Source organism: Caballeronia sp. ATUFL_F1_KS4A, from assembly GCF_023630905.1.
GTDB lineage: Bacteria > Pseudomonadota > Gammaproteobacteria > Burkholderiales > Burkholderiaceae > Caballeronia > Caballeronia zhejiangensis.
In genome coordinates this window covers 129,002-152,833 of record NZ_JALQEB010000011.1, presented here as the reverse complement: position 1 = coordinate 152,833, position 23,832 = coordinate 129,002, and the positions used below count along the sequence as shown (strand labels likewise).

The 23,832-nt window shown below is 63.0% G+C and carries 21 protein-coding genes; 19 read left to right on the top strand and 2 right to left on the bottom strand.

Features of this window, described 5'->3' with window-relative positions:
• The first annotated feature begins 732 nt into the window (after positions 1-732).
• The 16 genes from gyrA to cysM all read left to right on the top strand — a co-directional run bounded on the left by gyrA (position 733) and on the right by cysM (position 18,632).
• Entirely contained in the window at positions 733-3,378 is a 2,646-nt protein-coding gene (gene gyrA / locus NCS03_RS10615; RefSeq protein ID WP_250529138.1) for a DNA gyrase subunit A, read from the top strand.
• A gap of 150 nt (positions 3,379-3,528) precedes the next feature.
• Positions 3,529-4,143 (top strand): DUF2059 domain-containing protein, encoded by a 615-nt coding sequence (locus tag NCS03_RS10610; protein WP_008342389.1) that lies wholly within the window; start codon positions 3,529-3,531, stop codon positions 4,141-4,143.
• 207 nt (positions 4,144-4,350) lie between these two features.
• Entirely contained in the window at positions 4,351-5,433 is a 1,083-nt protein-coding gene (gene serC / locus NCS03_RS10605; protein ID WP_250502331.1) for a 3-phosphoserine/phosphohydroxythreonine transaminase, read from the top strand.
• A 26-nt stretch (positions 5,434-5,459) separates the two neighbouring features.
• Positions 5,460-6,542 carry a prephenate dehydratase gene (pheA, locus tag NCS03_RS10600; protein WP_034472713.1) on the top strand — a complete coding sequence of 361 codons (1,083 nt, stop codon included), beginning with the start codon at positions 5,460-5,462 and terminating at the stop codon, positions 6,540-6,542.
• 34 nt (positions 6,543-6,576) lie between these two features.
• Positions 6,577-7,497, top strand: coding sequence for a prephenate dehydrogenase (locus tag NCS03_RS10595; RefSeq protein WP_250496935.1), 921 nt, complete (start codon positions 6,577-6,579; stop codon positions 7,495-7,497).
• A 21-nt stretch (positions 7,498-7,518) separates the two neighbouring features.
• Complete coding sequence (gene aroA, locus NCS03_RS10590; protein WP_008342383.1) at positions 7,519-8,823, top strand: 3-phosphoshikimate 1-carboxyvinyltransferase; 1,305 nt, start codon at positions 7,519-7,521, stop codon at positions 8,821-8,823.
• A gap of 75 nt (positions 8,824-8,898) precedes the next feature.
• Positions 8,899-9,585 (top strand): (d)CMP kinase, encoded by a 687-nt coding sequence (gene cmk / locus NCS03_RS10585; RefSeq protein WP_008342380.1) that lies wholly within the window; start codon positions 8,899-8,901, stop codon positions 9,583-9,585.
• 112 nt (positions 9,586-9,697) lie between these two features.
• On the top strand, positions 9,698-11,428 hold the full coding sequence (gene rpsA, locus NCS03_RS10580) for a 30S ribosomal protein S1 (protein ID WP_174447740.1): 1,731 nt from the start codon (positions 9,698-9,700) through the stop codon (positions 11,426-11,428).
• Between the two features lie 23 nt (positions 11,429-11,451).
• Positions 11,452-11,781: an integration host factor subunit beta gene (locus NCS03_RS10575; protein ID WP_008342376.1), complete on the top strand. Its 330-nt coding sequence runs from the start codon at positions 11,452-11,454 to the stop codon at positions 11,779-11,781.
• A 295-nt stretch (positions 11,782-12,076) separates the two neighbouring features.
• Positions 12,077-12,370, top strand: a complete 294-nt coding sequence (locus tag NCS03_RS10570; RefSeq protein ID WP_008342374.1) for a LapA family protein — start codon at positions 12,077-12,079, stop codon at positions 12,368-12,370.
• Between the two features lie 38 nt (positions 12,371-12,408).
• Complete coding sequence (lapB, locus tag NCS03_RS10565; protein WP_250460419.1) at positions 12,409-13,584, top strand: lipopolysaccharide assembly protein LapB; 1,176 nt, start codon at positions 12,409-12,411, stop codon at positions 13,582-13,584.
• Between the two features lie 82 nt (positions 13,585-13,666).
• Complete coding sequence (locus NCS03_RS10560) at positions 13,667-15,070, top strand: UDP-glucose dehydrogenase family protein (RefSeq protein ID WP_250529137.1); 1,404 nt, start codon at positions 13,667-13,669, stop codon at positions 15,068-15,070.
• Positions 15,036-16,010, top strand: coding sequence for a D-glycero-beta-D-manno-heptose-7-phosphate kinase (gene rfaE1 / locus NCS03_RS10555; RefSeq protein WP_008342371.1), 975 nt, complete (start codon positions 15,036-15,038; stop codon positions 16,008-16,010). The genes NCS03_RS10560 and rfaE1 overlap by 35 nt, the downstream gene beginning before the upstream one ends.
• Positions 16,011-16,029: 19 nt before the next feature.
• Positions 16,030-17,022: an ADP-glyceromanno-heptose 6-epimerase gene (rfaD, locus tag NCS03_RS10550; RefSeq protein ID WP_250529136.1), complete on the top strand. Its 993-nt coding sequence runs from the start codon at positions 16,030-16,032 to the stop codon at positions 17,020-17,022.
• A gap of 75 nt (positions 17,023-17,097) precedes the next feature.
• On the top strand, positions 17,098-17,472 hold the full coding sequence (locus NCS03_RS10545; protein ID WP_008342369.1) for a ComEA family DNA-binding protein: 375 nt from the start codon (positions 17,098-17,100) through the stop codon (positions 17,470-17,472).
• Positions 17,473-17,729: 257 nt separating this feature from the next.
• On the top strand, positions 17,730-18,632 hold the full coding sequence (cysM, locus tag NCS03_RS10540; protein WP_034472705.1) for a cysteine synthase CysM: 903 nt from the start codon (positions 17,730-17,732) through the stop codon (positions 18,630-18,632).
• A gap of 73 nt (positions 18,633-18,705) precedes the next feature.
• On the opposite strand, the gene mltB is transcribed toward cysM, so the two are convergent.
• Entirely contained in the window at positions 18,706-19,878 is a 1,173-nt protein-coding gene (gene mltB, locus NCS03_RS10535; protein ID WP_250440040.1) for a lytic murein transglycosylase B, read from the bottom strand.
• Between the two features lie 308 nt (positions 19,879-20,186).
• Between mltB and NCS03_RS10530 the strand changes: the two genes are divergently transcribed.
• Positions 20,187-21,110: a histone deacetylase family protein gene (locus NCS03_RS10530; RefSeq protein WP_008342364.1), complete on the top strand. Its 924-nt coding sequence runs from the start codon at positions 20,187-20,189 to the stop codon at positions 21,108-21,110.
• Here the strand turns inward: NCS03_RS10530 and NCS03_RS10525 are convergent.
• Positions 21,107-21,988 carry an alpha/beta hydrolase gene (locus NCS03_RS10525; protein WP_250529135.1) on the bottom strand — a complete coding sequence of 294 codons (882 nt, stop codon included), beginning with the start codon at positions 21,986-21,988 and terminating at the stop codon, positions 21,107-21,109. The genes NCS03_RS10530 and NCS03_RS10525 overlap by 4 nt on opposite strands.
• Positions 21,989-22,152: 164 nt before the next feature.
• On the opposite strand from NCS03_RS10525, the gene NCS03_RS10520 reads away from it, so the two are divergent.
• Together NCS03_RS10520 and NCS03_RS10515 are read left to right on the top strand one after the other, a co-directional pair.
• A complete protein-coding gene (locus NCS03_RS10520) occupies positions 22,153-23,187 on the top strand; it encodes a methionine ABC transporter ATP-binding protein (protein WP_008342360.1) in 1,035 nt (344 codons plus the stop codon).
• A complete protein-coding gene (locus tag NCS03_RS10515; protein WP_008342358.1) occupies positions 23,177-23,830 on the top strand; it encodes a methionine ABC transporter permease in 654 nt (217 codons plus the stop codon). Before NCS03_RS10520 ends, NCS03_RS10515 begins: the two co-directional genes overlap by 11 nt.
• The last annotated feature ends 2 nt before the right edge of the window (positions 23,831-23,832 follow it).

Genomic DNA, 23,832 nt, shown 5'->3' with positions numbered 1-23,832 from the left:
TTTCTCCTCTCGAAATTGAGATTACCGCAGGTTTACTGCGAGCCTGTAGACGAAGACAAGTCATACATTGCTCGAAGTATAACATTCCCTACGGAACAAAACGCGCTGTATAGACTTCGAGCAGTGTCTAAGTTTGTGCGTTGGCATTTTGCCATATCGTTCCCTTGCAACGATAAAAATATCCCCGCACGCTGCACGCCCGCAACCTTATGTGGTGCATGCGCAACAAGAAGGGGACAGGAGACGGTCAGGCCCGGAGAAGGCGCAAAATCCGCGCATATTGCGTGCCTGAATGCCATTTCCTGCGTGTTTTTATCGCGGGTACTTTATCGATCAGCAAAAAGACGAGGCGGCATGATAGCCCGCCGAAGTGACGAAAGGACGGAAATCGTTCCCCGGTTTTTGTAAGTAATTGGTACGACGTTGCGCAATGCGAACTCGGCGTGCACATTCTGGCTGGACGCGCGCAACACACTGTATGTATACAGCAGTCGTCAGGGCGCCAATGTCGCGCATGGTAGAATCTCCTGATGCGCTGCGTTCGCACGCATAAATATGACATGCGCAGCATATGCACCGTACGCAGCGCTCAGAGGCGTGCGCCGCATATGGGGGCGCGCAGCGTACGCCGGCTACGCCCCGCGGCAGCCTCATGTCGTGCGGCTGACGGGCGAGATTCGCGAAATCGTCGCGCGCTGCCGTGTCGCCGCTGCATAGTTCAAGACACGGATAATGGATCAATTCGCCAAAGAGACTCTGCCAATCTCCCTCGAGGAGGAAATGCGCCGCTCGTATCTCGATTACGCGATGAGCGTGATCGTCGGGCGGGCGCTTCCCGATGTACGCGATGGCTTGAAGCCGGTGCATCGTCGGGCGCTCTACTCGATGCACGAGCTGAACAACGACTGGAATCGCGCGTACAAGAAGTCGGCGCGTATCGTCGGTGACGTCATCGGTAAGTACCATCCTCACGGCGACGCGTCCGTCTATGAGACGATCGTTCGGATGGCGCAGCCGTTCTCGCTGCGCTACATGCTGGTCGATGGCCAGGGCAACTTCGGTTCGGTCGACGGCGACAACGCCGCGGCGATGCGTTACACCGAAATCCGCATGGCGAAGATCGGCCACGAGCTTCTGGCCGACATCGACAAGGAAACGGTCGACTTCGGGCCGAACTACGACGGCAGCGAAAACGAGCCGCTCGTTCTGCCGGCGCGCATTCCCAATCTGCTGATCAATGGCTCGGCCGGCATCGCGGTCGGCATGGCGACCAACATTCCGCCGCACAACCTGCGCGAAATCGTCGACGCCTGCCTGCATCTGCTGAATACGCCCGAGGCCACCGTCGACGAACTCATCGAGATCGTGCCGGCGCCGGACTTCCCGACCGCCGGCATCATCTACGGCGTGGCGGGCGTGCGCGACGGTTATCGCACGGGGCGCGGGCGCGTCGTGATGCGCGCGGCCACGCACTTCGAAGAGATCGACCGCGGCCAGCGCATGGCCATCATCGTCGACGAAATTCCGTATCAGGTGAACAAGCGCACGCTGCTCGAGCGCATCGCCGAACTCGTCAACGAGAAGAAGCTGGAAGGCATTTCCGATATTCGCGACGAATCCGACAAGTCGGGCATGCGCGTCGTGATCGAGCTGAAGCGCGGGGAAGTGCCGGAAGTCATTCTGAACAACCTGTACAAGCAGACTCAGCTGCAGGACACGTTCGGCATGAACCTGGTCGCGCTCGTCGACGGCCAGCCGAAGCTCCTGAACCTGAAGGAGATGCTCGAGTGCTTCCTGTCGCATCGACGGGAAGTGCTGACGCGGCGCACTGTATACGAACTGCGCAAGGCCCGCGATCGCGGGCACGTGCTCGAAGGTCTCGCTGTCGCGCTCGCTAACATCGACGAATTCATCGCGATCATCAAGGCCGCGCCGACGCCGCCTATCGCGAAGCAGGAACTGATGGCGCGTCCGTGGGATTCGTCGCTCGTGCGCGAAATGCTCACGCGCACCGAGACCGAGGCTTCGGGCGGCCGCGCGGCGTATCGTCCGGAAGGGCTGAATCCGGCATACGGCCTGCAGGAAGACGGTCTGTATAAATTGTCGGACGTTCAGGCGCAGGAAATTCTGCAGATGCGTCTGCAGCGCCTGACGGGTCTGGAGCAGGACAAGATCGTCGGCGAGTATCGCGAAGTGATGGCGCAGATCGCCGAGCTGCTCGACATCCTCGCGCGGCCGGAGCGGATTCGCCAGATCATCGTCGAGGAGCTGGGCCAGATTCGCGCCGAGTTCGGCGACGACCGCCGTTCTCGTATCGAGATGAACGCGACCGAGCTCAACACCGAAGACCTCATCACGCCGACGGACATGGTCGTCACCATGTCGCATTCCGGTTATGTGAAGTCGCAGCCGCTTTCCGAATATCGCGCGCAGAAGCGCGGCGGTCGCGGCAAGCAGGCGACGCAGATGAAGGAAGACGACTGGATCGACACGCTCTTCATCGCGAACACGCACGATCACATGTTGTGCTTCTCGAATCGCGGCCGCGTGTACTGGATCAAGGTCTATGAAGTGCCGCAGGGCTCGCGCAACTCGCGCGGCCGTCCGATCGTCAACATGTTCCCGCTGCAGGATGGCGAGAAGATCAACGTCGTCCTGCCAGTCAAGGAATTCTCGGTCGACAAGTACGTGTTCATGACGACCGCGCTCGGCACGGTCAAGAAGACGCCGCTCGAAGCGTTCAGCCGTCCGATGAAGAAGGGCATCATCGCGGTGGGTCTCGACGAGGGCGATTACCTCATCGGCGCCGCCATCACCGACGGCCAGCACGACGTCATGCTGTTTTCCGACGCGGGCAAGGCCGTGCGCTTCGACGAGAACGACGTGCGCGCGATGGGCCGCGAGGCGCGCGGCGTGCGCGGCATGCAGCTCGAAGACGGGCAGCAGGTCATCGCGATGCTCGTTGCGGGCGGCGAGAATCAGTCGGTGCTGACGGCGACCGAGAACGGGTACGGCAAGCGCACCCCGATCAACGAGTACACGCGTCATGGCCGCGGCACGAAGGGTATGATCGCGATCCAGACGTCGGAGCGTAACGGCCGCGTCGTCGCGGCGACGCTCGTCGAGCCGGAGAGCGAGATCATGCTGATCACGACCGCGGGCGTGCTTATTCGCACGCGAGTTTCGGAAATCCGCGAAATGGGCCGTGCAACTCAAGGTGTTACACTCATCAGCCTTGACGAGGGTACGAAGTTGTCGGGACTGCAGCATATCGCCGAAGCGGAAGCCGAGGCCGAACTCGAGGCAGACGCCGGTTCGGAAGATTCTGCAGCGAAACCGGGTGACGCGGAAAATGGTGAAGGCGAAGAAAACGCCTGATATTTTTTGTGTCTCAACGCTCTCGTTATCGCTTTTGAAAGCTCGGATTGGTTAAGCTGCGCGACGTGACATGAGCGGGTTGCCGGCGTCGAAACGACAGGCAACGCTCGTCGCCAGTGCTGAACTGGATATTTTTTACAGGGAGTAATAATGCAAGGACGTTTCAAGCAGTGGATGTTGCTGGCCGCTTTCGTGCCGACCTTCGCGATGGCTCAGTCGCTTCAGAATCAGGCGCCCGCGCAAACGGCCGCACCGGCAGCCGCAGCAGCACCGGTTGATCCGGCCAAGCAAGCCGCGATCAAGGACCTGCTCGACGCGATCGACGCGCAGAAGCTGGTCGGTGCGATCGGTAACAGCGCGCAGATGCAATCGAAGCAACTCGTGCCGGCGATCCTCTCGGACGCGCTGTCCGAGAACAAGACGATGAACGACAAGCAGAAGCAAGCCGCCGTTCCGACGCTGCAGAAGAACGCAGTGCCGAAGCTGGTCGACTCCGCCGGCCAGGTTTTCGCCACCGACGCCTTCCGCAAGGACGCGATGCAAGCTCAGTACGACGCATACGCCAAGTACTACTCGACGGACGAGATCAAGGATCTGACCAACTTCTACAAGAGCACGACTGGCCGCAAGTTCATCCAGGTTCAGGACCAGGTTGGCCGCGACGTCGTGAATGGCCTGATGCAGAAGTACATGCCGCAAGCCATCAAGGCAACGCGCACGCAAGCCGATCAGGAAGTGGCGAGCGTCAAGCCGAGCGCCAAGTAAGCTCGATGACGTCGGCCTGACGGGAATCCGCCGGCGGGGCTCACCGCCCCGTGCATTGGCGGGTTTTCAGGACAGTGCGATAATGGCTGTTTGCGCGCGAGCGCAAGCAGCCATTTCTTTTTCGGGCGCGAAAACGGTGATTGCGCGGTCTTCGCTGCATTTGCCGCGCAATTCGCGCCTGCCGAATCGGATTTCCGGGATCTCCAGATGCGCGTGTTCAATTTCTCCGCCGGCCCAGCCGCCATGCCAGAAGAAGTCCTGAAGCAGGCAGCCGATGAAATGCTCGACTGGCAAGGCAGCGGCATGAGCGTGATGGAAATGAGTCACCGCGGCGCGGAGTTCATGTCGATCCACGAGGCCGCGCTCACCGATCTGCGTGAACTGTTGGACGTGCCGGCGTCGCATCGCATTCTGTTTCTGCAGGGCGGCGGCATCGGCGAAAACGCCATCGTGCCGATGAATCTGCTCGGCAAGCGGCAAACCGCCGACTTCGTCGTCACCGGTTCATGGTCGACGAAATCGTTCAAGGAAGCGCAGAAGTACGGCACGCCGCATCTCGCGGCGAGCGGCAAGACCGAAGAAGGCTTCACGCGCGTGCCGGCTTTCAGCGAATGGAAGCTGTCGGACGATCCGGCCTACGTGCATCTGTGCAGCAACGAAACCATCGACGGCGTCGAAGCCTTCGAGATTCCCGATCTGGGCGACATCCCGCTCGTCGCCGACGCGTCCTCGCACATCCTCTCGCGCCCGATGGACATCGCGAAGTTCGGCGTGCTCTTCGGCGGCGCGCAGAAGAACATCGGCATGGCGGGCGTGACCGTCGTGATCGTGCGCGAAGACCTGCTCGACCGCGCGCTGTCCATCTGTCCTTCGGCGTTCGAGTGGAAGACCGTCGCCGAGAACAACTCGATGTACAACACGCCGCCCACGTATGCGATCTACATCGCCGGTCTCGTGTTCAAGTGGCTGAAGAAGCAGGGCGGCCTCACGGCGATCGAAGCGCGCAACGTCGAAAAGGCGAAGCTGCTGTACGACACCATCGATTCGAGCGATTTCTACGTCAACAAGGTCGAGCGCCCGAACCGGTCGCGCATGAACGTGCCGTTCTTCCTCGCCGACGAATCGCGCAACACCGATTTCCTGGCCGGCGCGAAGGTGCGCGGGCTGTTGCAACTGAAGGGCCACAAGTCCGTCGGCGGCATGCGGGCATCGATCTACAACGCGGTGCCGATCGAGGGCGTGAAAGCGCTCGTCGATTACATGAAGGAATTCGAGCGCGAAAGCGCTTAAACCTGGCTTCAAACATCAAGCACCGCATGGACGACGATCTCAATACAAGACTCAAACCGCTGCGTGAGCGCATCGATGCGCTCGACGCGCAACTCATCGCGCTGCTGAATCAGCGCGCTTCCGTCGCGCTCGAAGTCGGCGAAGTGAAGAAGCATTTCAATGCGCCCGTGTTTCGTCCGGAGCGCGAGATGCAGGTCATCGCGCGCCTGCAGGAAATGAGCGACGGGCCGCTCGCCGACGAGCACATCGCGTCGATCTGGCGCGAGATCATGGCCGCGAGCCGCGCGCTCGAACAGACGATCAGCGCTGCGTTCCTCGGCCCGGTCGGCACCTATAGCGAACAGGCGATGTTCGAATACTTCGGGCATTCGATTCAGGGCGTGCCGTGCCCGTCGATCGACGAAGTGTTCCGCGCCGTCGAGGCGGGCGCGGCGCAGTACGGCGTCGTGCCGGTCGAGAATTCGGCAGAAGGCGCGGTGTCGCGCACGCTGGATCTGCTGCTGCAGACGTCGCTCTTGATCGGCGGCGAACTCGCGTTGCCGATCCATCACAATCTGCTGACCGCGTCCGGCACGCTCGACGGCGTGAAGCGCGTATGCGCGCATCCGCAGGCGCTCGCGCAGTGCCAGCGCTGGCTGTCCGCGAACGCGCCGCATCTGGAACGGCAAGCGGTGTCGAGCAACGCGGAAGCCGCGCGCATGGCGGTCGAAGATCCGACGGTCGCGGCCATCGCCGGCGATCGCGCCGCGACGCATTACGGCCTCGGCGTCGTGTTCTCGATGATTCAGGACGATCCGCACAATCGCACGCGATTCGTGATCGTCGGCAAGCAGCCGACGGATTCGAGCGGCCACGATCAGACGTCGCTCATCGTCACGGTGAAGAACGAATCCGGCGCGGTCTTCAAGCTGCTCGAGCCGCTCGCGAAACACGGCGTTTCGATGACGCGCTTCGAGTCGCGTCCCGCGCGTTCGGGCGCGTGGGAGTACTACTTTTATATCGATATCGAAGGCCATCGCGACGATGCCGCGGTTGCGGCCGCGCTCGACGAACTCGGGCGCAAGTCCGCGTTCCTGAAGATTCTCGGTTCGTATCCGCGGGCGCGTTGAGCGGCCGCTTCGTTTTCAGCTTCAGGCTGCATCGATGTTCTCTTTCAATAAACTGGTTATCTTCGGCGTCGGCCTGATCGGCGGATCGCTCGCGCGCGCGTTGCGTGAGCGCGCGGGGCTCGAAGGTCGCGTCGTCGGCGTGGGTCGGTCGCGTGCGTCGGTCGAGCGCGCCATCGAACTCGGCGTGATCGACGAAGCCGCCGCGCTCGACGACGACGCCGCGCTCGTCAAGGTGCTCGAAGGCGCCGACGTGGTGCTGCTCGCCGCGCCCGTCGCGCAGACCGAGCCGCTGCTCGCGCGCATCGCGCCGTTTCTCGACGCGCGAACCATCGTCACCGACGCCGGCAGCACGAAAACCGATGTCGTCGCGGCGGCGAAGCGCGCGCTCGGTGCGCGCGTCGCGCAGTTCGTGCCGGGACATCCGATCGCCGGGCGCGAGTCGAGCGGCGTCGATGCGGCATTGCCCGATCTGTACGTCGATCGCAATGTCGTGCTGTGTCCGCTGCCGGAAAATGCGGCGGATGGCGTCGAACGCATCGCGTCGATGTGGCGCGCGAGCGGCGCGTGCGTGCGTCAGATGAGCGAGGCGCAGCACGATCGCGTGTTCGCGTCGGTGAGTCATTTGCCGCACGTGCTCTCGTTCGCGCTCGTCGATCAGATTCTCGACACGCCCGATGCCGATCTGAAATTCTCGTTCGCCGCAGGCGGCTTTCGCGATTTCACGCGCATCGCGGCGTCGAGTCCCGAAATGTGGCGCGATATCTGTCTCGCGAACCGCGCCGCGCTGCTCGCCGAGCTCGACGATTACACCGCGGTGCTCGCGCGTTTTCGCGCGGCGATCGACGCATCGGACGGCGCGGCGCTCGAAGCGGCGTTCGCGCGTTCGCGCGTCGCCCGGAAAGAATGGCAGGAACGCGGCGGCATCAAGCCTTCGAACGACATCGCCGCCAAGTAAGCCGCGAAACAAGGAAACAACATGGAACATCTCGATCTCGGACCTTTTTCCCGCGCGTCCGGCACCGTGCGCCTGCCCGGCTCGAAGAGCATTTCGAACCGCGTGCTGCTGCTCGCGGCGCTTGCGCACGGCGAAACGTCGATCACGAATCTGCTCGATTCCGACGACACGCGCGTGATGCTCGCCGCGCTCCGGAACCTGGGCGTCGCCGTGCGCGAGGACGGCGAGCGCGTGATCGTCGGCGGGACGGGCGGCGCGTTTCCGTCGAAATCGGCGGAGCTGTTTCTCGGCAACGCGGGTACGGCGGTGCGTCCGCTGACCGCGGCGCTGGCCGTGAACGGCGGCGAATATCGTGTGCACGGCGTGCCGCGCATGCACGAGCGGCCGATCGGCGATCTCGTCGACGGGCTGCGCCAGATCGGCGCTGCGATCGATTACGAGCTCAACGATGGCTTCCCGCCGCTCAGGATCCACGCCGCGAAGATCGCCATCGACAAGCCGATCCGCGTGCGCGGCGACGTGTCGAGCCAGTTTCTCACCGCGCTCCTGATGAGCCTGCCGGTCGTGGAAGGCCGTAACGGTCCCGTTACGATCGAGATCGAAGGCGAACTCATTTCGAAGCCGTACATCGAAATCACGATTCGTTTGATGGAGCGCTTCGGCGTGACGGTCGAGCGCGACGGCTGGGCGCGCTTCACCGTTCCCGCCGGCGTGAGCTACAAGTCGCCGGGCGCGATCATGGTGGAAGGCGATGCGTCGTCGGCCTCGTATTTCCTGGCGGCGGGCGCGATCGGGCATGGACCGGTGCGCGTGGAGGGCGTCGGTCGTTCGAGCATTCAGGGCGATGTCGGCTTCGCGGACGCGCTGAACCGCATGGGCGCGAACGTGATGATGGGCGAGGACTGGATCGAAGTGCGCGGCGTCGAATCGGACGATGGCAGGCTCGCGCCCATCGACATGGATTTCAACCTGATTCCCGACGCCGCGATGACGATCGCCGTGGCCGCGCTCTTCGCCAGCGGCACGACGACGCTGCGCAATATCGCGAGCTGGCGCGTGAAGGAAACGGATCGCATCGCCGCGATGGCGAACGAGTTGCGCAAGGTCGGCGCGACCGTGGAAGAGGGTGCGGATTATCTCGTCGTCACGCCGCCGGCGAAACTGACGCCGAACGCCGCGATCGACACCTACGACGATCACCGCATGGCGATGTGCTTTTCGCTCGTGAGCCTCGGCGGCGTGCCGGTCCGCATCAACGATCCCAAATGTGTGGCTAAAACCTTTCCGGACTACTTCGACCGCTTCTCGACGCTCGTGAAAGCGTAACGGGAGCGCTGTACCGTGAAACGCGATGACTTCGACTTCCATGACCGTAATAACGGGCCAGAACGGCCAGACTCAATGAAACCGACCCGTCCTTTCGACCCAACACCAGTGATTACCATCGACGGGCCGACGGCGTCGGGCAAGGGCACGGTCGCGGCGATCGTCGCGGCGACGCTCGGCTTCCACCTGCTCGACAGCGGCGCGCTCTACCGGCTCGCGGCGCTCGCGAGCATCCGCTACGAAGTGGACAAGGACGACGCCCCCGGCCTTGCAAAACTGGTCGAGGCGCTCCATATCACGTTCCGCGAAGGTTGCGCGCAGCTCGATGGCGCCGATGTCTCGGGCGAAATCCGGCAGGAAGAAGTCGGCAACCGCGCCTCCGCCATCGCCGTGCATCCCGAAGTGCGCCAGGCGCTCGTCGCGCGCCAGCGGGCTTTTCGCAAGCGCCCCGGCCTCGTCGCCGACGGCCGCGACATGGGCACGGTCATCTTCCCCGACGCCACGCTGAAGGTGTTCCTGACTGCAAGCGTCGAGGCGCGCGCGGCGCGGCGGTATAAGCAATTGATGCAAAAAGGTTTTTCTGCTAATATGGATGACTTGCTGCGAGATTTGCGCGCACGCGATGCCCGGGACATGAACCGGAGCGCCGCGCCGCTCAAGCCCGCGGCGGATGCGAAGACGCTGGACACCTCCGGTTTGTCGATCGATCAAGCGGTCGAGCAGATCATCGGCTGGTTCAGCGAGATTCGTGTAGTGCAGTAGAAGTAAGGTGCTCTGCCGGGAGGCAGGGCGTGTGTTAAACCATTTAACCCCGTATGGCGTTGCGCATCTGGGTAAAACCCGCCGGTTCATTCTGAATCACCGCGCAAAGGCCGTGCAAATATCGATTTTTATGTCCGACCTGCAAACCTCCACCCCGAATACCGAATCCTTTGCGGCTCTGTTCGAAGAGTCGCTGACCAAGCAGGACATGCGCGCCGGCGAAGTGATCTCCGCCGAAGTCGTGCGTGTCGACCACAACTTCGTGGTCGTCAACGCTGGTCTCAAGTCCGAAGCCTATATTCCGCTCGAAGAATTCCTGAACGACGCGGGTGAAGTGGAAGTGCAGGCGGGCGACTTCGTTTCCGTCGCGATCGACGCGCTGGAAAACGGCTATGGCGACACCATCCTGTCGCGCGACAAGGCGAAGCGCCTCGCTTCGTGGCTGTCGCTGGAAAAGGCGCTGGACAACAACGAACTCGTGACCGGCACGATCACCGGCAAGGTCAAGGGCGGCATGACCGTGATGGTCAACGGCATCCGCGCGTTCCTGCCGGGTTCGCTCGTCGACACGCGTCCGGTCAAGGACACGACGCCGTACGAAGGCAAGACGCTCGAATTCCGCGTCATCAAGCTCGATCGCAAGCGTAACAACGTGGTGCTGTCGCGCCGCGCGGTCATCGAAGCGACGCAGGGCGAAGAGCGCGCGAAGCTGCTCGAGACGCTGAAGGAAGGCGCGATCGTCGAAGGCGTGGTCAAGAACATCACCGACTACGGCGCGTTCGTGGACCTCGGCGGCATCGACGGCCTGCTGCACATCACCGACATCGCATGGCGCCGCGTGCGTCACCCGTCGGAAGTCCTGTCGGTTGGCCAGGAAGTCACCGCCAAGATCCTCAAGTTCGACCAAGAGAAGAACCGCGTTTCGCTCGGCATCAAGCAACTGGGCGACGATCCGTGGGAAGGCATCTCGCGCCGTTACCCGTCGGGCACGCGCCTGTTCGGCAAGGTCACGAACATCACCGACTACGGCGCATTCGTCGAAGTGGAATCGGGCATCGAAGGCCTCGTCCACGTGTCGGAAATGGACTGGACCAACAAGAACGTTGCTCCGTCGAAGGTTGTTCAACTGGGCGACGAAGTCGAAGTCATGGTTCTCGAAATCGACGAAGACCGCCGCCGTATCTCCCTCGGCATGAAGCAGTGCAAGCCGAATCCGTGGGATGACTTCAGCCGCAACTTCAAGAAGGGCGACAAGATCAGCGGCGCCATCAAGTCGATCACCGACTTCGGCGTGTTCATTGGTCTGCCTGGCGGCATCGACGGTCTGGTTCACCTGTCGGATCTGTCGTGGTCGGAAACCGGCGAAGAAGCCGTTCGCAAGTACAAGAAGGGCGACGAAGTCGAAGCCGTGGTTCTGGGCATCGACGTCGACAAGGAACGCATCTCGCTCGGCATCAAGCAGCTCGAAGGCGATCCGTTCAGCAACTTCGTGGCGATCAACGACAAGGGCGCTATCGTCGACGGCGTTGTGAAGTCGGTCGATCCGAAGGGTGCGGTCATCACGCTGTCCGGCGAAGTCGAAGGCTACCTGCGTGCTTCGGAAATCGCGCAAGACCGCGTGGAAGATGCGCGCAACGTGCTGAAGGAAGGCGAGAAGGTCAACGCGATGATCATCAACATCGATCGCAAGTCGCGTGGCATCAACCTGTCGATCAAGGCGAAGGATTCGGCCGAACAGCAGGAAGCCATGCGCAGCCTGCAGGGCGACTCGAACGCCGCCGCGACCGGCACGACCAACCTCGGCGCGCTGCTCAAGGCCAAGCTCGACGGCCAGAACAGCTAAGCCCTTAACGGCACAGCTGCAGAATGACCAAATCGGAATTGGTCGCCCAGTTGGCGTCGCGATTTCCGCAACTTGTCCTCAAGGATGCGGATTTCGCGGTGAAGACGATGCTGGATGCGATGTCGGAGGCTCTGGCCAACGGTCATCGCATCGAGATTCGCGGCTTCGGCAGCTTCGGGCTCAATCGTCGTCCGTCGCGCGTCGGGCGCAATCCCAAGTCGGGTGAAAAGGTGCTGGTGCCGGAGAAATTCGTGCCGCACTTCAAGCCGGGCAAGGAGTTGCGCGAACGCGTCGACGGCCGCGCGGGCGAGCCGCTGAAAGCTTCGAATGACGACGATGCCGACGATCTCTGATCGGCACGCATCCTGACTGATGATCCTTCAGGATTTTCGGTTCGCGGCGTCGGCCTGCGAGGCAATCGACCAGAAAAGCACCCTTCGGGGTGCTTTTTTTATGCGCGGCGTTTCGATAGCAGCGATCCAGCGCGACGGGTGCGTTGTTTGCTAAAAATTCATGCGTCGAGCGGGCGACTGCCGGCGCCCGGGAGCATCAATTACAATACCGGTCACTTTGACCTGGGTGTTCAACCGCGCAGGCCCGGCCGAAACGGAAGGGCCGTCTGGTGCAACCGCTCTTGCGAGACCCTACATGAAATTCATCGTCTGGCTGATCCGCGTTCTGGTATTCGTGCTGTTGCTGGTGCTGGCGCTCGCCAATACCCAGCCCGCGACGCTGAACTTTCTCGCGGGCTACGCGTGGCAGGCGCCGCTTATTCTGATCGGCCTCGCGTTTTTCGTGGTGGGATTGCTCGCGGGGCTCGTGTCGGCTGTGCCGGCCAGGGTGCGTCTGCGCATGGAGAACGGGCGTCTGAAGCGCGAGCTGCGCGTCGCTCGCGAGACGCCGGTGGTGAAGGAAGAACCGCCGATGCCGCCGCTCATCTGACCTTTCGCGCAGACATCTGACACTCAACGACTAATCGCATGGATCTAGACTTCTGGTGGCTGCTTGTCATCCCCGTCGCTTTCGCGCTGGGGTGGATGGCGTCCCGCTATGACTTGAAAGCGCTGTTGTCCGAAAATGCGAATCTGCCGCGCTCGTATTTTCGCGGCCTCAACTTTCTGCTCAACGAGCAACACGACAAGGCGATCGATGCGTTCATCGAAGTCGCCAAGCTCGATCCCGAAACGATCGAACTGCATTTCGCGCTCGGCAATCTGTTTCGCCGTCGCGGAGAGACCGATCGCGCGATTCGCGTGCATCAGAATCTGTTGAGTCGCGCCGATTTGCCGGTCGCGGAACGCGATCACGCGCTCTACGAACTCGGACAGGATTTCCTGAAGGCGGGCCTGCTCGATCGCGCCGAGGAAACGTTCAAGTCGCTCAACGCCGGCGAATATTCGCTCGGCGCGCAGCGCGCGCTGCTGACCATCTACGAGATCGAAAAGGACTGGCCGAAATCGATCGCGACGGCCGAGCAGATCGAAAAGATGGGCGCGCCCTCGCTGCATATGGAAATCGCGCATTTCCACTGCGAGCTGGCGCAGGAAGCGCTTCAGCGCAAGAATCCAGATGGTGCGCGCGCCGAACTGAAGCTCGCGCTGGCATCGAACCCGGACAACGTGCGCGCGACCATCCTGGCAGGCGATGTCGAAGCGGCCGCCGGCAACGTCGATATCGCGATCGCGCACTGGAAGCGCGTCGAGGAGCAGAACGAGGCGTATCTGCCGCTCGTCGCCGAGAAGCTGATGAAGGCGTACGCCGCGCTCGGGCGCAAGGAAGAGGGCGTCGATCTGCTGATCGATTACGCGACGCGCTATCCGTCGAACGATCTGCTCGATGTCGCCTACAAGCACGTTCAAGAGTTGCGCGGTCTCGAAGCCGCGCACGAGCTGGCACGCAAGCAGATGCAAAGCGCGCCGAATCTCGCGGGCATGACGCGTCTGCTCGAGGCGCAGGAAGCGACGGCCGACGAGCCGCGCCGCGGCGAGCTCGAACTGATGCGTAATCTGGTGAAACAGCGCACTAAGAATCTGCCGCGTTATACGTGTCAAACTTGCGGGTTCCGTGCGCGTCTATTCTATTGGCAATGCCCCGGCTGCAGCGGCTGGGAGACGTACGCGCCGCGTCGCGTCGAGCCGATCACGAGCTCGGCCTGAGCCAGCGCGGCGAGCATGACATCGGGCGGCGCGCGAATGCGCCGCTTCTGCCACCGGCATTTCAGGAACAACCGGAAAGCGTATGAAAGTGACCATCGTCGGCACGGGTTACGTCGGTCTCGTAACCGGCGCGTGCCTTGCCGAAATCGGCAATGACGTGTTTTGCGTGGACGTCGATCCGCGCAAGATCGAAATTCTCAACAATGGCGGCGTGCCGATCCACGAGCCGGGCCTTCAGGAAATGCTGAGGCGCACGCGCGCGGCAGGCCGCATCCAGTTTTCCACCGACGTGAAAGCGAGCGTCGAGCACGGCGACATTCAATTCATCGCGGTCGGCACGCCGCCCGACGAAGACGGCTCAGCCGATCTGCAATACGTGCTCGCCGCCGCGCGCAATATCGGCAAGTATTCGAACGGCTTCAAGGTGATCGTCGATAAATCGACGGTGCCGGTCGGCACGGCGCTGCAAGTGAAGCGCGTCGTCGAGGAAGAGTTGCGGGCGCGCGGGCTCGGCGAGTCGGAGAAGCACGGCTTCTCGGTCGTGTCGAATCCGGAGTTCCTGAAGGAAGGCGCGGCTGTGGACGACTTCATGCGCCCGGATCGCATCGTGATCGGCATCGACGACGACCGCGCGGGCAACCTCGCGCGCGAGAAGATGAAGCGCCTCTACACGCCGTTCAACCGCAATCACGAGCGCACGCTGTACATGGACGTGCGTTCGGCCGAGTTCACGAAGTACGCCGCCAACGCGATGCTCGCGACGCGCATCTCGTTCATGAACGATCTGTCGAATCTCGCGGATACCGTCGGCGCCGACATCGAATCGGTGCGGCGGGGCATGGGCTCGGATCCGCGCATCGGCTATCACTTCCTGTATGCGGGCTGCGGCTATGGCGGCTCGTGCTTCCCGAAGGACGTGCAGGCGCTCGCGCAAACCGCGCGCGAAAACGGCCACACGCTGCGCGTGCTCGAGGCGGTCGAAGCGGTCAATAACGATCAGAAGGAAGTGCTCGTCAACAAGATCGTGAAGCGCATGGGCGAGGATCTGCGCGGGCGCACGTTTGCCGTGTGGGGCCTCGCATTCAAGCCCAACACCGACGACATGCGCGAGGCGTCGAGCCGGCGCGTCATCGAGGCGCTGCTGCAGCGCGGCGCCACGGTGCGCGGCTACGATCCCGTCGCGCGCGACGAGGCAGAGCGCGTGTTCGCGCTCGATCTCGCGGATCGCCCCGACGACTTCCAGCGCCTGCATCTCGTGAACACGCAACAGGATGCGCTGACGGACGCGGACGCGCTCGTCATCGTGACCGAATGGAAAGAATTCAAGAGCCCGGATTTCTGGCACTTGAAGAGCGCGTTGAAGACGCCGGTGATCTTCGACGGCCGCAATCTGTATGAACCGGAAGCGATGGCCGAAATGGGCATCGACTACTTTGCAATAGGACGTCCCCATGTCGAACTCGACCGCAACGGCAGCCACAACTAACGCCGATATTCCCGTCGTCCCGCTTGCGCGCGTTTCGGCGGCGCGCGTGCTCGTGGTCGGCGACGTGATGCTCGACCGCTACTGGTTCGGGGACGTCAACCGCATCTCGCCCGAAGCGCCCGTGCCGGTCGTGCACGTGCAGAAGAAGGAAGACCGCCTCGGCGGCGCGGCGAACGTCGCGCGCAACGCGGCGGCGCTCGGCGCGCAGGCCGGCCTGCTTTGCGTAGTGGGACATGACGAGCCGGGCGAGCGCATCGTCGAGCTGCTCGGCGAAAGCAAGGTCGCGGCGCATCTCGAGCGCGATCCCGAACTGCTCACGACCATCAAGCTGCGCGTGCTGTCGCGTCAGCAGCAGTTGCTGCGCGTCGATTTCGAGAACACGCCGAATCATGAAGTGCTGCGCGCGTGTCTCGAACGGTTCACCGAGATCCTGCCGCAGCACGACGTGATCCTCATGTCCGATTACGCGAAGGGCGGCCTCACGCACGTCACGCAGATGATCGCCGACGCGAAACGCGCCGGAAAGCCCGTGCTCGTCGATCCGAAGGGCGACGACTGGGACCGTTATCGCGGCGCGACGCTCATCACGCCGAATCGCGCGGAGCTGCGCGAAGTCATCGGCCAGTGGAAATCGGAAGAAGATCTGCACGAGCGCGTGAGGAAACTGCGTGCGGAGCTCGATCTTTCAGCGCTGCTCCTCACGCGCTCGGAAGAGGGCATGACGCTCTTCACCGAGGACCAGGTGCTGCACACATCGGCTGAAGCGCGCGAAGTGTATGATGTCTCGGGCGCCGGCGACACCGTCATCGCAACGGTCGCGACCATGCTGGGCGCGGGTGTGCCGCTCGTCGACTCGATCGTCTATGCGAACCGCGCGGCGGGCATCGTCGTGGGCAAGCTCGGTACGGCGACCGTCGACTACAACGAACTCTTCGCCTGACCTTATCTGAAATAACGCCATGACCATCATCGTTACCGGTGCAGCCGGCTTCATCGGCAGCAATATCGTCAAGGCGCTCAACGAGCGTGGCGAGAATCGCGTGATCGCGGTCGACAACCTCACGCGCGCCGACAAGTTCAAGAATCTCGTCGATTGCGAAATCGACGATTACCTCGACAAGACCGAGTTCGTCGAGCGCTTCAAGCGCGGCGATTTCGGCCGCGTGCGCGCGGTGTTCCACGAAGGCGCCTGTTCGGACACGATGGAAACCGACGGCCGCTACATGATGGACAACAACTTCCGCTACAGCCGCGACGTGATGGACGCGTGCCTCGCGCAGGGCGCGCAGTTCCTGTATGCATCGTCGGCGGCGACATACGGCGGATCGAGCCGTTTCGTCGAAGAGCGCGAAGTCGAGAAGCCGCTCAACGTGTACGGTTATTCGAAGTTCCTCTTCGATCAGATCGTGCGGCAGGTGCTGCCGAAGACGGAAAGCCAGATCGCCGGCTTTCGCTATTTCAACGTGTACGGCCCGCGCGAAACGCACAAGGGACGCATGGCGTCGGTCGCGTTTCACAACTTCAATCAGTTCCGCTCGGAAGGCAAGGTCAAGCTCTTCGGCGAGTACAACGGCTATGCGGCCGGCGAGCAGACGCGCGACTTCATCTCGGTCGAAGACGTCGTGAAGGTGAATCTGTTCTTCTTCGATCATCCGGAGAAGTCGGGCATTTTCAATCTCGGCACCGGGCGCGCGCAGCCGTTCAACGACATCGCGTCGACGGTCGTGAACTCGCTGCGCGCGCTGAACGGCGAAGCGGCGCTCTCGCTCGCCGAACTCGTGCAGCGCGGTCTGATCGAGTACGTGCCGTTCCCCGACGCGCTGCGCGGCAAGTACCAATGCTTCACGCAGGCGGACCAGTCGAAGCTGCGCGCAGCCGGTTACGACGCCTCGTTCCTTACGGTTCAGGAAGGTGTCGATCGCTACGTGCGTTGGCTATTCGGCCAGCTATAAACGCGCTTCGAGCCTCTCTAAACTGGGTCTCACGGTTGGCGCTGGTGCCGGCCGGTTCTTCACGGAGACTCAGTCATGTTCAAGCAAGCACTCTCGTCGATCGCTGCGTTCGCGCTCATCTTTTCCATCGGTAGCGCGTTCGCGGCCGTCGACGTCAATACCGCCAACTCCGACGCGCTGCGCGGCATCAAGGGCATCGGTCCGGCGAAGGCGAAAGCCATTCTCGATGAACGTCAGGCGCACGGTCCGTTCAAGGACGCGAGCGATCTCGGCACGCGCGTCAAAGGCATGGGCGGCAAGACCGTCCAGCGTCTGGAAGCGGAAGGACTGACAATCGGCGCAACGACGAAGACCGCGGCCGTCGCCGCACCGCCTGGCGGCGCGAACTCGGCTGTCGCGACGCCGGTTTCGGCGTCCGCATCAGCTAAACCGGTCATTGTGAAGAAATAAGCACGGCCCGGAGGCGCGCCCTGGTGCGCGGCGCGCCATCGATCTCCTTCAGCCTTCGGATGTCTTGGGCTCCCCGCGGACGGCCTCCCCGCGGGGCTTTTTGCATGCGCGGACGGCGCGCGCGAGCGGCATCCCATCCGTGCATCAGGGATGCACCGGCATCGGCGGAACCGGTGGGCTACAATCGACGAATCCCTATATCAAAATCCGCGCGGAAAGGCAGTGTCGTCCGCGGGGAATCCGAATCGGCTCCGCATATGGCTTACATGACTATCGAAGACACGATCGGCAACACGCCGCTCGTGCAACTCGTCCGCATCGTCGACGATGAAATTCGCAGCCGCAACAACGTCGTGCTGGGCAAGCTCGAAGGCAACAATCCGGCGGGATCGGTGAAGGACCGGCCGGCGCTGTCGATGATCAGGAAAGCTGAAGAGCGCGGCCGCATCAAGCCGGGCGACACGCTCATCGAAGCGACGAGCGGCAACACCGGCATCGCGCTCGCGATGGCCGCCGCAATGCGCGGCTACAAGATGGTGCTGCTGATGCCGGAAGATCTGTCGATCGAGCGCCGCCAGAGCATGGCCGCGTATGGCGCCGAAATCGTGCTGACGCCGGTGACGGGCGGCATGGAATACGCACGCGATCTCGCCGATCAGATGCAGCGTGACGGCAAAGGCATCATTCTCGATCAGTTCGCGAACCCGGACAATCCGCTCGCGCATTACGAAGGCACGGGCCCGGAGCTGTGGCGTCAGACCGAAGGCCGCCTTACCCACTTCGTCTCGTCGATGGGCACGACCGGCACGATCATGGGCGTGTCGAAGTATCTGAAAGAGCAGAACGAAAAGATCGAGATCATCGGCGCTCAGCCGGAAGAAGGCTCGCGCATTCCGGGCATCCGCAAGTGGCCGGAAGCGTATCTGCCGAAGATTTTCGATCGCAGCCGCGTGGATCGCGTGGAGAACGTAAGTCAGGCGGCCTCCGAAGCGATGGCGCGACGCCTCGCATCGGTCGAAGGCATTTTCGCGGGCATTTCGTCGGGCGGCGCGTGCGAAGTGGCGCTGCGCATCGCGCGCCAGGTGGAGAACGCGACGATCGTGTTCATCGTCTGCGATCGCGGCGACCGTTATCTTTCGACGGGCGTGTTCCCGGCGTGATGCCGCGCATCCTGATCGCGCAATGAGAGAACCCCGGCGAGCCGGGGTTTTTTACGTCTGTAGCGGACAAACGTCACTGCGAATTCGCGCCCGTGTCGCCCGCGACCATGCGCGCCTTGACCGCTTCGCCAAGCTGATACACCGCGAGCGCGTAGAAGAAGCTGCGGTTGTAACGCGTCAGCACGTAGAAGTTCTTCAGCCCGAGCGTGTATTCGGTCGCGCGGCCGGGCGTGGGCAAATCGACGACGGTGAGCGGCGTCGGCGCTTCTGCGTCGATATTCAAGCCCGGCTCGTTGAGCAGCATGCCGGCCTTCGTCAGTTGCGCGAGCGACCATTTCGGTTCCGGCGCGCCATCGGCGGCGGCCTGCGCGATGCCCTGACTGCCGACATCGCCGGCGATGCGCCACACGACCGGCCGGCCCGGTTCCCAGCCGTTCTGCTTCAGATAGTTCGCCACACTGCCGATGGCGTCTGCCGGGCTCGTGCGCAGATCGATGCGGCTGTTGCCGTCGTAATCGACCGCGTATTGCACGATGCTGCTCGGCAGGAACTGCGGAATCCCGATCGCGCCCGTGTATGAACCGAGGACGGTCGTCGGATCGATCTGCGAATCGCGCGTCCACACGAGCAGGTCTTCGAGATTCTTGCGGAACGTCGCCATGCGCTCGACGCGGTTCGGCGTGTTCGGGTAATCGAAGGTGAGCGTGGTCAGCGCGTCGAGCGCGCGGAAGTTGCCCATGTACTTCCCGTAGATCGTCTCCACGCCGATGATTCCGACGATCACCTCCGGCGGCACGCCGAATTGCTCGGACGCGCGCTGCAGCGTCGCCTGATTCGCGCGCCAGAACTTCACGCCCGCGTTGATGCGAACCGGCTCGATGAAACGCCCCTGGTACGCGCGCCAGTTCTTGGCCTGCGGCGTGGGCGACGGCAACACCAGTTTCGCCGCGGTCGCCGAATAGCTCACGCGCGCAAACAGATCGTGCAGCGCGGACGAATCGAAGTCGTAGCGCGCGACCATGTCATTGATGAACGCATCGACATTCGGATTGTTCGCGTAGCGCTGCGGCACGATCTCTTCTTCGAACACCTGCCCTTGCGGCGTCGCGGCCTGCGGCTGCTGCGACTGCGCAAAGGCACTGTTCCCGGAGAGAAAGCCGAGCGCGCAGACGAGGGAAGTAACGAGTGCGCGCTTTGCCGGCCTGGATGAAGCCGTGAAGACGAACGGAGCAAACTGGAAAGTCATAGTGTGCGTGGTTGGGGGCGGTTGGGGCGATGCCGGATGCGCGAGTGGCCAAAAACGCCTGTGAAGTCGAATCGATGCAACGATTCTCAGCGGAACGCAACAGCCTGCAACATGCCGCGCGCAATCGCTCGGCCGGCAAGGCGTCGGGGCAGTATAACCGACGCTTCGCGCCCATATCGGCCATGTGCCCGGGCGAGGGCGGCCGTGCCGGACGGTGTGGTAACTTAACGTCAATTACGCGACAAGTGGTCGCGTATGACGAAAAAATACGAGACGAGAGCCGACGACAAGCGGCATTGCGAGACATCATGGCCACCGGCTTCTACTCCCACCCCGACTGCCTCCAGCACGACAACGGCCAATGGCATCCCGAGTGTCCGGCGCGCCTGCAGGCGATCGAAGACCAGCTGATCGCGAGCCGGATCGATTCGCTCATCGAGCGCGAGGAAGCGCCGCTCGCCGACGAAGCCGACCTCGCGCGCGTGCATACGCAGGCGCACATCGACTACATCAAGAGCCGCACGCCGGAATCGGGCCGAAGCGAACTCGACCCCGATACGTCGATGTGCCCCCAGTCCTATCGCGCGGCGTTGCGCGCGGCGGGCGCGGCGGTCGCGGCCACCGATGCCGTCATCGAAGGCCGTTACGACAACGCGTTTTGCAGCATCCGGCCGCCGGGCCATCACGCCGAGCCCGCGCGCGCGATGGGCTTCTGCCTCTTCAACAACGTCGCGATCGCCGCGCGGCATGCGCTGGAAGTGCACGGCCTGCAGCGGGTCGCGATCGTCGATTTCGACGTGCATCACGGCAACGGCACCGAAGCCGCGTTCAGCGGCGATTCGCGCGTGCTGATGTGCAGTTTCTTCCAGCATCCGTTCTATCCGTTTTCCGGCGCCGACAATCACGCGGCGAACATGGTCAACGTGCCGCTCGCCGCGCGCACTAAGGGCATGCAGGTGCGCGAGGTCGTCGACATGATGTGGCTGCCGCGGCTCGAAGCGTTCAAGCCGCAGATGATCTTCGTCTCGGCCGGCTTCGATGCGCATCGCGAAGACGACATGGCGAACATGGGTCTCGTCGAGGACGATTACGCGTGGATCACCGAGCAGATTCGCGGCGTCGCGAAGCGCCACGCGCAAGGGCGCATCGTGAGTTGTCTCGAAGGCGGCTATAACCTGTCGGCGCTGGGCCGCAGCGTCGTTGCGCATCTGCGGGTGCTGGCGGAAATCTAGCGGGCGCGAGCGCGCGCGTAGTCCGCGCGCACGAGCGTCCAGTCGATCAGCTCGCGGATCACGCGCTCGCGGTCGAGATCGTTGAGCGTTTCGTGGGCGCTGCCTTCGTGGACGATGAGCGTGGTGTCGGTCGATCCCGTGTTGGCTTCGAACTCGCGGCTGCCGGCGGGATCGCAGATCGCGTCCGCGCTGCCGTGAAAGACGAGAAGCGGCAGCTTGATGTCGCCGCGCTTTTCCGCCACGCGCTCCATGCCGGCGAGAATCTGCGCGGCAGTGCGTGCGCAGACGGCTGCGTGATGCACGAGCGGATCGCGCTTGTACGCTTCGACGACGCCCGGCGCGCGCGACAGCAGCGCCGGATCGATGCTGAACGCGGCGACGCGCGGCGCGACCACGCCCACGATGCGGCTCAGTTTGGCCTTCCGGCGCGGCGTGCCCGGTCCGATCTTCAATGCCGGGCTCGACAGGATCAGACCGGCCAGCTTGTTCTCCTGCGCACGCTCGGCGGCGTAGAGCGCCGCGATCGTTCCGCCCATGCTGTGGCCCATCAAAAAGAGCGGCGTGCCGGCGGGCGGCGTGGCCGCGCACGCTTCGAGCAGGACATCGGTGTCGCGCAGATAGTCCGTGAAGACGCGAACCCACGCCCGTTCGCCCGACGACTTCCCGTGTCCGCGCAGATCGATCGCGATCAGCTCGATGCCCGCCGCGTTCAGCGCGGTCGCGAGCGCGTCGTAACGGCCCGCGTGTTCGCCGAGACCGTGGACGAGCGCGATCCGCGCGTTGAGTTCGATGCCCGGCGCGGGGTGCCAGCGATGCAGAAACAGTTCGACGCCGTGTCGCGTCGTGACGGCGCTCGTCGAATAGATAGTGCGTGACATGGCGCGGTAAATATCTCCACGTTATTAGCCGATCTGAAATCATTATTAAACAGAATGTAACGCGTCCTGTAAAATCCCCGCCACGATACAAACAGCTAAGAACGAGCGGCGGCCGGCGGCGCGGGTGGGTTCCACCCGACAAGCCTTCCGCCGTTTGCATTTTCATGATCGAAATACGCAATCTTTCGCAGCGTTTCGCGGGGCCCCGAGGCTGGGTCGAAGCGCTGCACAACGTCAATCTGACGATTCCCGCCGGCGAAGTGTTCGGCATCATCGGGCGCAGCGGCGCGGGCAAGAGCACGCTGGTTCGCACGATCAATCTGCTGACGCGGCCGAGCGAAGGCAATGTGATCGTCGACGGACGCGATCTCACGACGCTCGGCAAGGACGATCTGCGCGCCGCGCGCCGCGACATCGGCATGATCTTTCAGCATTTCAATCTGCTGAGCTCGCGCACGGTGTACGACAACGTCGCGCTGCCGCTCGAACTCGCCGGCAAGAAGCGCGCGGAGATCGAAGCGGCCGTGTTGCCGCTGCTCGATCTCGTCGGCCTCACGACGCACAAGGACAAGTATCCCGCGCAGATCAGCGGCGGACAGAAGCAGCGCGTCGGGATTGCGCGGGCGCTCGCGAGCAAGCCGACAGTGCTGCTCTCCGACGAAGCCACGTCCGCGCTCGATCCCGAAACCACGCGCGCGATTCTCGATCTGCTGCGCAAGATCAATCGCGAGCTCGGGCTCACCATCGTGCTCATCACGCATCAGATGGAAGTGATCAAACAGGTCTGCGATCGCGTCGCGGTGCTCGACGCCGGGCGCGTGGTCGAAGAGGGCAAGGTCGTCGATGTCTTCATGCAGCCGCATCACGAAGTCACGCGCGCACTGATCGGCGACGTGATCGCGCACGAGTTGCCGCCCGCATTGAAGGCACGCGTGATCGAGCGGCTCAAGACCGGCAGCGGTCATTTGCTGCGGCTCGCGTTCACGGGCTCGGGCGTCGATCAGCCGATTCTCTCGGAGACGATCCGCCGCTACGAACTCGATTTCAACATCCTGCACGGCCAGATCGACGAGATTCAGGGGCAGGCGTTCGGCTCGCTCGCGGTGCTCGCGGGCGGTCAGCCGGTGAAGATCGCCGAAGCGATCGAATATTTGCGCTCGCAGGGCGTCGTCGTGGAGGAGTTGTCCCATGTTGAGTGAAATGTTCGACATGTTCGTCCAGTCGTTCTGGGAAACGCTGATCATGGTCGGCATCTCGGGACTCGTCGGCGCGGCGGTCGGTTTGCCGCTCGGCGTGCTGCTCTATCTCACCGATCGCGACGGCGTGCTGCAGAACATCGGCGTGAATCGGGTGCTCGGCGGCATCGTGAATGCGGTGCGCTCGACGCCGTTCATCATCCTTCTCGTCGCGGTGATTCCGTTCACGCGGCTCGTCGTCGGCTCGTCGATCGGCACCGCGGCCGCCGTCGTGCCGCTGACGATCGCCGCTGCGCCGTTCATCGCGCGGCTCGTCGAGACGGCACTGCGCGAAGTGGATCGCGGACTCATCGAGGCCGCGCAGGCAATGGGCGCGACGACATCGCAGATCGTCTTCAAAGTGCTGTTGCCGGAATCGCTGCCGGGCGTCGTCGCTGGATTGACGATCACGTTCGTGTCGCTCGTCGGCTATTCGGCGATGGCGGGCGCGATCGGCGGCGGCGGTCTCGGCGATCTCGGCATCCGCTATGGTTATCAGCGTTTTCTTCCTGAAGTGATGATCACGGTCGTGGTCATTCTCATCGTGTTCGTGCAGCTCGTTCAGTCGTTCGGCGACTGGCTCGTTCGTCGTCTCAGTCACAAATAACC